Origin of the sequence: Mycobacterium sp., assembly GCF_052143115.1 — a bacterium.
In the GTDB taxonomy this organism is placed as follows: Bacteria; Actinomycetota; Actinomycetes; order Mycobacteriales; family Mycobacteriaceae; genus Mycobacterium.
Window position 1 is genome coordinate 1 of record NZ_JBKQTQ010000335.1, and the last position, 7,960, is coordinate 7,960.

General features: G+C 64.4%; 9 protein-coding genes and 1 pseudogene. 7 read left to right on the forward strand and 3 right to left on the reverse strand.

The window, feature by feature from the left end; all coding sequences use genetic code 11:
* From ACLQI9_RS32310 to odhI, 6 genes are all read left to right on the forward strand, one after another.
* The coding region (locus tag ACLQI9_RS32310; protein WP_442392844.1) for a phosphoribosyltransferase family protein at nucleotides 1–1,206 on the forward strand (1,206 nt) is incomplete at its 5' end.
* Between the two features lie 16 nt (nucleotides 1,207–1,222).
* Nucleotides 1,223–1,453: a hypothetical protein gene (locus ACLQI9_RS32315; RefSeq protein WP_442392846.1), complete on the forward strand. Its 231-nt coding sequence runs from the start codon at nucleotides 1,223–1,225 to the stop codon at nucleotides 1,451–1,453.
* On the forward strand, nucleotides 1,450–1,902 hold the full coding sequence (locus ACLQI9_RS32320; RefSeq protein WP_442379951.1) for a hypothetical protein: 453 nt from the start codon (nucleotides 1,450–1,452) through the stop codon (nucleotides 1,900–1,902). Before ACLQI9_RS32315 ends, ACLQI9_RS32320 begins: the two co-directional genes overlap by 4 nt.
* Nucleotides 1,903–2,203: 301 nt before the next feature.
* Nucleotides 2,204–2,638, forward strand: a complete 435-nt coding sequence (locus tag ACLQI9_RS32325; protein ID WP_442379953.1) for a CBS domain-containing protein — start codon at nucleotides 2,204–2,206, stop codon at nucleotides 2,636–2,638.
* 163 nt (nucleotides 2,639–2,801) lie between these two features.
* Complete coding sequence (locus tag ACLQI9_RS32330; RefSeq protein ID WP_442392848.1) at nucleotides 2,802–4,469, forward strand: HAD hydrolase family protein; 1,668 nt, start codon at nucleotides 2,802–2,804, stop codon at nucleotides 4,467–4,469.
* Nucleotides 4,470–4,518: 49 nt separating this feature from the next.
* On the forward strand, nucleotides 4,519–4,968 hold the full coding sequence (gene odhI, locus ACLQI9_RS32335) for an oxoglutarate dehydrogenase inhibitor Odhl (RefSeq protein ID WP_442379957.1): 450 nt from the start codon (nucleotides 4,519–4,521) through the stop codon (nucleotides 4,966–4,968).
* Between the two features lie 198 nt (nucleotides 4,969–5,166).
* On the opposite strand, the gene ACLQI9_RS32340 is transcribed toward odhI, so the two are convergent.
* Nucleotides 5,167–5,487 (reverse strand): hypothetical protein, encoded by a 321-nt coding sequence (locus ACLQI9_RS32340; protein WP_442379959.1) that lies wholly within the window; start codon nucleotides 5,485–5,487, stop codon nucleotides 5,167–5,169.
* On the reverse strand, nucleotides 5,462–5,800 hold the full coding sequence (locus ACLQI9_RS32345) for a universal stress protein (protein WP_442379961.1): 339 nt from the start codon (nucleotides 5,798–5,800) through the stop codon (nucleotides 5,462–5,464). The genes ACLQI9_RS32340 and ACLQI9_RS32345 overlap by 26 nt, the downstream gene beginning before the upstream one ends.
* Nucleotides 5,801–6,043: 243 nt before the next feature.
* Between ACLQI9_RS32345 and ACLQI9_RS32350 the strand changes: the two are divergent.
* Nucleotides 6,044–6,344 (forward strand): annotated as a pseudogene (locus ACLQI9_RS32350) (FAD-dependent oxidoreductase); the annotation flags it as partial.
* Nucleotides 6,345–6,369: 25 nt separating this feature from the next.
* On the opposite strand, the gene ACLQI9_RS32355 reads toward ACLQI9_RS32350, so the two are convergent.
* A complete protein-coding gene (locus ACLQI9_RS32355; protein ID WP_442379963.1) occupies nucleotides 6,370–7,869 on the reverse strand; it encodes a trypsin-like peptidase domain-containing protein in 1,500 nt (499 codons plus the stop codon).
* Nucleotides 7,870–7,960 lie beyond the last annotated feature (91 nt).

Genomic DNA, 7,960 nt, shown 5'->3' on the forward strand with positions numbered 1-7,960 from the left:
GCCGAGGCGCTGCAAGCACCGCTGGATGTTCTTGTGGTGCGCAAGCTTGGTGTGCCATTTCAGCCCGAATTGGCCTTCGGCGCCATCGGCGAGGGCGGGGTGCGGGTGATCAACGAGTCGGTCGTGCGCGAGGCGAACCTCAGCGACGAGGATATGGCCGCGGTCGAAAAGCGGCAGCGGGCCGAGGTGCAACGCCGGTCGCAAAGGTTTCGCCAGGGACGTGAGCAGATCTCGCTGGCGGGGCGGGTCGCGGTGATCGTGGATGACGGAATCGCGACCGGGGCGACCGCAAAGGCTGCCTGCCAGGTGGCCCGCGCCCAGGGTGCGAGCAGGGTGGTGTTGGCGGTTCCCATCGGTGCTGCCGACACCGCCGAAGTGCTGGCCCCCTACGCCGATGAGGTGGTCTGCCTTCATGCGCCCGCGTTCTTCTATGCGGTGGGGCAGGGATACCGCAACTTCACGCAGACCTCCGATGACGAGGTGGTGGCGCTGCTCGATCGCGCCCGCGGCGATGTCCGGCGGATCGCTGCCGCCGGCGGTGCAGCCGACCCGCCGCTGCGCGATGAGGAAGTCTGGGTGAGCGCCGGACCGGTGTCGGTGGCCGGGCATCTCACGATCCCGGAGCACCCGTCAGGTGTTGTGGTGTTCGCCCACGGCAGCGGGAGCAGCAGGCACGGCCCACGCAACCGGTATGTCGCCGAGGTCCTCAACCGAGCGGGCCTGGCCACCTTGGTGTTCGATTTGCTCACACCGGCCGAAGAACGCAACCGCGCTAACGTTTTCGACATCGAGCTGCTGGCCCGTCGGCTAGTCGATGTCACCGGCTGGCTGGGGGGCCAGCGTGACACGGCGTCGCTGCCCGTCGGCTATTTCGGCGCCAGCACCGCAGCGGGCGCGGCCCTGGTCGCGGCCGCCGATCCCCGGGTGAAGGTGGCAGCGGTCGTGTCGCGCGGGGGAAGGCCCGATCTGGCGGGCCAGTCGCTGACCCACGTGGTCGCGCCGACACTGCTGATCGTGGGGGGCCGCGACACCGTGGTGCTGAAACTGAACCGCCGCGCACAAGCCGCAATGCCCGGCGAGTGCCGGCTTGTAGTGGTTTCGGGCGCCACCCACCGTTTCGAAGAACCCGGCACCCTCGAGCGGGTCGCGGTACTGGCCCGTGACTGGTTCACCGGCCACCTGATGCCCCTGACTGCCCACCGATAGAAGTGTGCGAAACGCTATGGCGACCAACGCATCAGGGCCTCGAGCCGTGCTAGGCCAGGCCCACCAGCTGCAACGTCTGGAGATCATCAACGGGCCGCAGGTGGTGGGCGCATCGCCGGCGTGGCTGCGCATTCAGCTGCGGGCAGCTGGAGTGCACGATTTCTTGTGGAGGCACAAGAAAGACAGCGCCGGGGCGTGCGCGCAGGCCGAGCCGCCGAAGGTACAACCTGGGGCGCCCAGCCGATGAGCGTCGCCAACGGCATCGCGCTGGTAGCCATCTTCGTCTGGATTGGCCTGGTGGTTGCCATCTCGTTTTTTGAGGCGCCACTGGGTTTCCGCGCTCCCGCGGGTCAGCCTCGGATGTCGCCTCGTCGCGGCCGCCGGGTGTTCGCCACTGCCAGGACAGGGGAGGTTATTGCGGCAGTGACGCTGGTGATCGCCGTCGCGGTCGACCCGCCGCCGGTGGCGGGCATCGTCGCGGTCGCCATCGCCGTCGTGATGCTGGCTGTTGAGTTGCTCGTGGTGCGGCTACGCCGTGGGTTGAATGCTGTGCTGGGCGCACCCGATATGTCAGGCGGCGCGTCAACGCGGCCAGACACTAGCCCCGGCTATATCCCAGTGGAAATCATCATCCCGCTGGAAGTCGCCAGAGTTGCCGCGCTCGCCGTCGGCGCCGGCGCGTTGCTGGCCATGTGACGCTCCAACGGCTTCGGTGGCAGGCTAGATACGCCAAGACAGCACCGGCCGCGGTGCCGATGCCGATGCCGATGCCGATGCCGCGATCATTCTCGCGGAACTCTCCGTTGAGGCTGAAGCGCCAATGTCGTGCTGCGGTGCGGAGAGGGCTCGAGGGCATTTGAACTCACCGACAGGCGTCTGCCGGGGTCGTATGTCTTCAGGCCGATAAGGGCCTAACGGCCCTAGAGAACAGCGCACCGCCGCCTTTAGGTTCAGAGCCGCTGGGAAATCAGCAGGTGAGGAACTGTTAAGGAGAATCATGACCACTGCGCGTGACATCATGCATGCCGGAGCCACTTGTGTGGGCGAGCGTGAGACGCTGGCCGCCGCGGCGCAACACATGCGCGATTTGGGGGTTGGCGCCTTGCCGATTTGCGGCGATGATGACCGCCTGCGCGGGATGATCACCGACCGCGACATCGTCATCAAGTGCATCGCGGCCGGCCACGATCCGAATACCGTCAGCGCCGGTGAACTGGCGCAGGGTGCCACCTACCACGTCGATGCCGGGGCAAGCATTGAAGAAATGCTCACTGTGATGGAGGAGCACCAGGTTCGCCGGCTGCCGGTGATCGACAATCACCGATTGGCGGGCATCGTCAGCGAGGCCGACATAGCGCGCCATCTTCCCGAAAACGCCATCGCCGAGTTCGTCAAAGCGATCTGTTCGCAGTCGGCCATCACCAGCCGCTGAATCACCCAGGCCGCGGGGGGCGCCCACAAGCCCCAGCGTGCGCGGATGAGCTAATTCGGGGCCTGGTTATAGACGGTGTTCATCGGGCGGGTTCGAAACCGCATTGGCCCTCGGTGATTGGTGGTTGTCGTGCTCTACACGGCAGATCAGGGACGGGACGGCGGTGGCGTATTTTCAGGCGGTAGCCGTCGACTTCGACGGCACATTGACATCGCGGGGCGAGGTCTCTGCAAAGGCACTGGACGCCATCGACCAGGCTCGGCGCAGCGGTCTCGCGGTCGTGCTGGTCACCGGCCGCATCGGCGTGGAGCTGCGGGCCGAGTTCCCGCAGATCGCCGAGCATGTCGACGCGTTGGTGCTCGAAAACGGGGCGGTGACCGTCATCGACGGCACGACTCACGCGCTATCGGCGCCGGTGGAAAGCGGGCTCGACGACGTGCTCACCGATCGGGGGGTGCCCTACCGGCGCGGCGCGGTGCTGTTGGCCATCGACGGCGAGCACGCCGCGACCGTCGCCGAGGTGATCGGCCAGCTCGGCTTGGACTGCCAGATCATCCACAACCGGGGAACCTTGATGGTGCTGCCGGCGGGGTTGACGAAAGGCAGCGGGCTTGCCGTGGTGCTGACGCAGATGAATCTATCCGCGCACAACACGATCGCGATCGGGGATGCCCAAAACGACCTGTCGTTGTTCGCGACGGCAGAGATCGGCGCCGCGGTGGCCGACGCCATCCCCTCGGTGCGCCAACATGCCGATCTGGTGCTCGACGAACCCGACGGGGATGGCGTGGTCGATCTGCTGACCGGCCCCTATCTCAGTGGGGCGCGACGCTGGTGCCCGCCACGCCGGTGGGTCGACATCGGCACCTTCGAGGACGCAACGCCCACCCAGATACCGGGAAGCCAAGGCCGCATCCTGGTCACCGGGCCCGCCGGAGCGGGCAAAAGTTACCTGACCGGGCTGATGGCCGAGCAATGGATCCTGGCCGGCTACAGCGTGTTGGTCATTGATCCCGAAGGCGACCACCTCGAACTGCGGGAGCTCAACCAGGTGCAGATTATCGATGCCAGACACTGGCTTCCCGAACCACCCGAGCTCGTCACGATGCTGGGGCCGCACACCAGCATCGTGGCGGATCTGTCGGCGCTGGCCGAGCCGAACAAGATCGACTATCTACATCGATTGCGCCCGGCCGCCGAGGCGCACCGCGAGCAGCACGGATTCCCCCATTGGGTGATCTATGACGAGGCCCATCTGCTGGGCACCGACGAGCAAGCACGCTGGGTCAGGCGAGGCGGGTATGTGTTGTCATCGTTTGCGCCAAAGTCACTACCCGCCAACGAACTCGACAGCACCGATGTGGTGCTCAAGCTCACCGATACCGACACCTCAGCAAAAATCACTGCGCAGCCAGTATGGTGCGCGAGCGTGCGGTTTGGGTCCGGGCCCTCTCGTCCATTTACCATCGCCGAGCGCCGCACCGCGCACGTGCGCCACCGCCACAAGTACGCCGATGTCGTCCTGCCCCAGGAGCGCCGCTTTTACTTCCGGGCCACCGACGGCCACCACATCGCTGCGGCCGGCTCCATGCATGACTTCCGCACCGCCCTAGCGCATCTGGACCGCCAAGCACTCCAATACCACCTGGAACACGGTGACTTTTCCCGCTGGCTCGATGACACCATCGCCGACCGGGACCTGGCAGCCCAGGTGGCCGCCTGGGAGGACAAGTTGCTGGCACATCGTGCCGCAGATCTGGAATATATACGCCACCAGCTGATCCGGGCCGTCGAGGACAGGTATCTCGATGCACCAAACATCGCCGGGTGAGTTAGTTGAATTGGATGCCACACCGCAGGAACGGCCGAAGGAACAACACGTGAGCCACCAGGACAACGGCGAGACGTCTGACAAAGTCACCGGGGAAACCACCGCCGCTTTCCGCACCGACTTCCTAGGCGAGTTGGACGCTTCGGCCGCTGCCGCCGCCGAGGCGGGGGTGCAGGGAATCGAAGGGTTGCCGAGCGGCTCGGCCGTGGTCGTCGTAAAGCGCGGCCCCAACGAGGGATCGCGGTTCCTGCTGGATCGGCCCGTCACATCGGCCGGCCGGCATCCCGACAGCGACATCTTCCTCGACGACGTGACCTCCAGCCGACGCCACGCCGAGTTCCGGCGGGAGAACGGCACATTCCGGATCGTCGACCTCGACAGCCTCAACGGCACCTATGTCAACCGTCAACCGGTGGAGTCGGCGGTGCTGGCCAACGGCGATGAGATCCAGATCGGCAAGTTCCGTCTGGTATTCCTGACCAAGCCCACGACGGGTTGATACCGCGGGCGGAGTCCGGATCGCTACGCGACGAGCCGGCGCCCCAGCGGTGAGCGGTTCGATCCTGCAGAACGACGGGATCGTGCGCAGCAGATCCCACTCCACGTCGGAAATACCGTTTCAGATAACGCTGTCGCCCCCGAGCAAAACAGCTGCCCGAGATCACATAGGGAACAGTCCTACACACCCCGAAACGAGTTACAGATAAGGCGAGCCCGCCGGCGGGGATCGGAGCGGACCCGAGAAGTTCACGCAATTGGGGGTAGCAAGCCCGGAGATTTGATTGGCGTCGGCCCTGCCTAAGGCGGCCAGTTCAATTGCACTGCTGTGGTTTTCGGAGGACCTCACGCCGGTGCCGGCGGCAACGAACTGGACGGGAACATCTGGATAACGTCGAATCCAGCTGTTCAGTCGCCGATCGATCTGCCGCACAGTAGCGTTGCGGCGCCGTCCTTCCTCCATGGCGTAGTGCACAACTTCATCGTTGTCGGGCTCATCGTTGAGCACGACGGCGGTCACACCCGGGCTCTGCCGCCGTTCCGTCAGGATTGGTCGGGACGATTGCTACCGGGCAGTGTGCACGCGTCGCCAACGCGGCCTCGGTTGTGCCCAGCAACTTGTCAGCTGCCCATCCGCGCCTGTCGGTGCCGACACAAACCAGGGCTGCATCCTGCGATTCATTAATCAACACTTGCTCAGGGTCACCAGAGAGAAGAACCGTTTCGACCTCGACCGGCTTTCCTACGTCTTGCACGGCGACGTCTGCCTGGTAGAGCGACGTTTCGCCACATTCAAGCTCCCAGTCGGAGGGTTGCGCCGATGCGGATTGCACTTCGCTGCGCCCGACGACATGGCTCCTGACTGGCTGTGTTGGCTGCCGACCACTTATTGGCTCAATCTCAGGCTATTAAGCTGCCGCTGATTACGGAGGGGCCATTAGGCCCCACATCCGATGCCGTTCGTACCCAAGACGTGGCCCTGACGGCTATTCGACGCCGATCAGGCTTCAACAGCACGACTTTCGATCCCAGGACACTGCAGGTCAGGCGCTAATACCCACACCCTTCATTGACGTCGGGCCGACATAACAGCCGGGACCACAGCAAAACTTTTGGCGCACATGGCGTCTCACGGCTACACCCACGCGTGCCCACATCGTGGCGACGAGCCGATGGCCGAGAAGCCGTCATGGGACATTCAGGCCGGCTAATGTGCTGCGATCGCTGCACGCGCTACCCAAGTCGGGAACCAAGCGCCCGTGGAACGTGCGACAGAACTACCTCGCCGACGCCATCGACTACCGGTTCGACCGCATCGAGGAGGCGATGGTGTTCGGCCGCGCCGGCGACCGGGCGCCTTTGGCAGGGCAGGATTGACGCCCTCAGCCCGAGCGTAAGGGCGTCAACGTATTTGGCCGGTTCCCCGCGCTGATTTTCCAAGAGATATTTGCTTACCGCAGTTCGGGCAGAACCTTTCGGCAGGGTGGTGCTCCGCTCCGCAGCTGGCACAGAAGTGGGGTTCCGTCGCCGTCAACTGTTGCGCGGGAACGATGCCGAGGGGTTGGACGGCGCCGGTTTCTTCATCAACCTGTGCATCGACAGGTTTGTCGGTAGCGCCACCGACTGGAGGCGGCCCGCCCGTAACCGGCTGGAAGCCAACAGCTTCGGCTTCGGCGAGACGCTGCCGACGGTTTCTCAGCACCATGAAGATCGCACGGCCGCCTACGGCGAGCACCAGTAAAACGGCACTTACGATGTACCACGGCACGTTTGAGCTATGGAACACCGATACATCACCGTACTGCTGCCGCAGATTGACTGCGCTCGTCCTGAGATCGGCCAGCCCGGGATAGTCGGGTGACATCGCCAAGGTCTGGTCGAAATCCTTGATTGCGTCGCTGTAGCGGCCGGAGTAGTAATGGCCGAGCCCTTTGCGGTAGTACACATCAGCGGGTCCGAGCATCGGCTTGACAGCCTTGCCTGCCAGTAGTGCCGCGAGACCATCTGCGGGTGCGATGAAGTTGAATGCCTGCGGTTCGCCGGCGGAGCCGAAGCTGTTCACGCCGATCACCTTGCCGTTGAGCTCGATGGTCGGGCCGCCGCTCATGCCTTCGGACACCGCGGCGTCGATTTCATATTCCGGACTGGATTGCATGGTCGACTTTTTGCTGACCGTGCCGCTCTTGTTCGTTGGGTCCAGTGAAGGATCGGTGACCCGTTGGGTGGTCTCCGGGAAACCCACCGTGAGAATCGATGTACCGATGCTCACGTCGGCGTCGGTAGCCAACTCGGACGACGGCATGTTGTGCTTTTCCACCTTGAGAAGAGCGACGTCGCCTTTGCCGAGGGGCCGGAAATCCACGACATTGGCGGGCATCTTCCCGGCAACCTTTATCCCGGTGCCGTATAACAACGTGAGGCTAGTCTCCGGACCCCGGTCGGCAGTGTCGCCTTCGACCCGTGCGTTCTTCAGAAGCCACTCCAGTGCTGCGACCGGGTCCCGGGCCTCAGGCGAGTCGGGAAACTGATTCGTATACGCACTCACGGCATTTTTGAGTATTAACTCTTTTGCGCTCTCCGGATCGACGCAGTGACCTGCGGTCGCCACCCAACCGTCGGGATTGACGATGAAACCGGTGCAGCTCCAGGTTGCGACGAAGGGGAAATTCGAACCTTCGCCAAACTGAGATAGCATCTGGCCGCTGGGCAGCCGGACCTGGCCGTAAGTCTGACCCGCGAGGTAAATTACGGCCGGCCGGATCATGGCCGCCGCCCTTTCCTGCGGGTTGGCCTGCGGACGACCACCACCGGCAGATGCGGTGCCGGGCGACCCAACCAACACCGCCAGAGCAGCCGCAGACAGCAACGCCAACGCCCGGCCCCAACGAGCGCGTCTGGCCATGATTCCTCCTCGTATCGAACCTGGCCTTTGACGATCCGGCACGTCGCGTGGTGGGGGTAGGGACCGAAGTCCCATGCCCAGAGGTCATTGG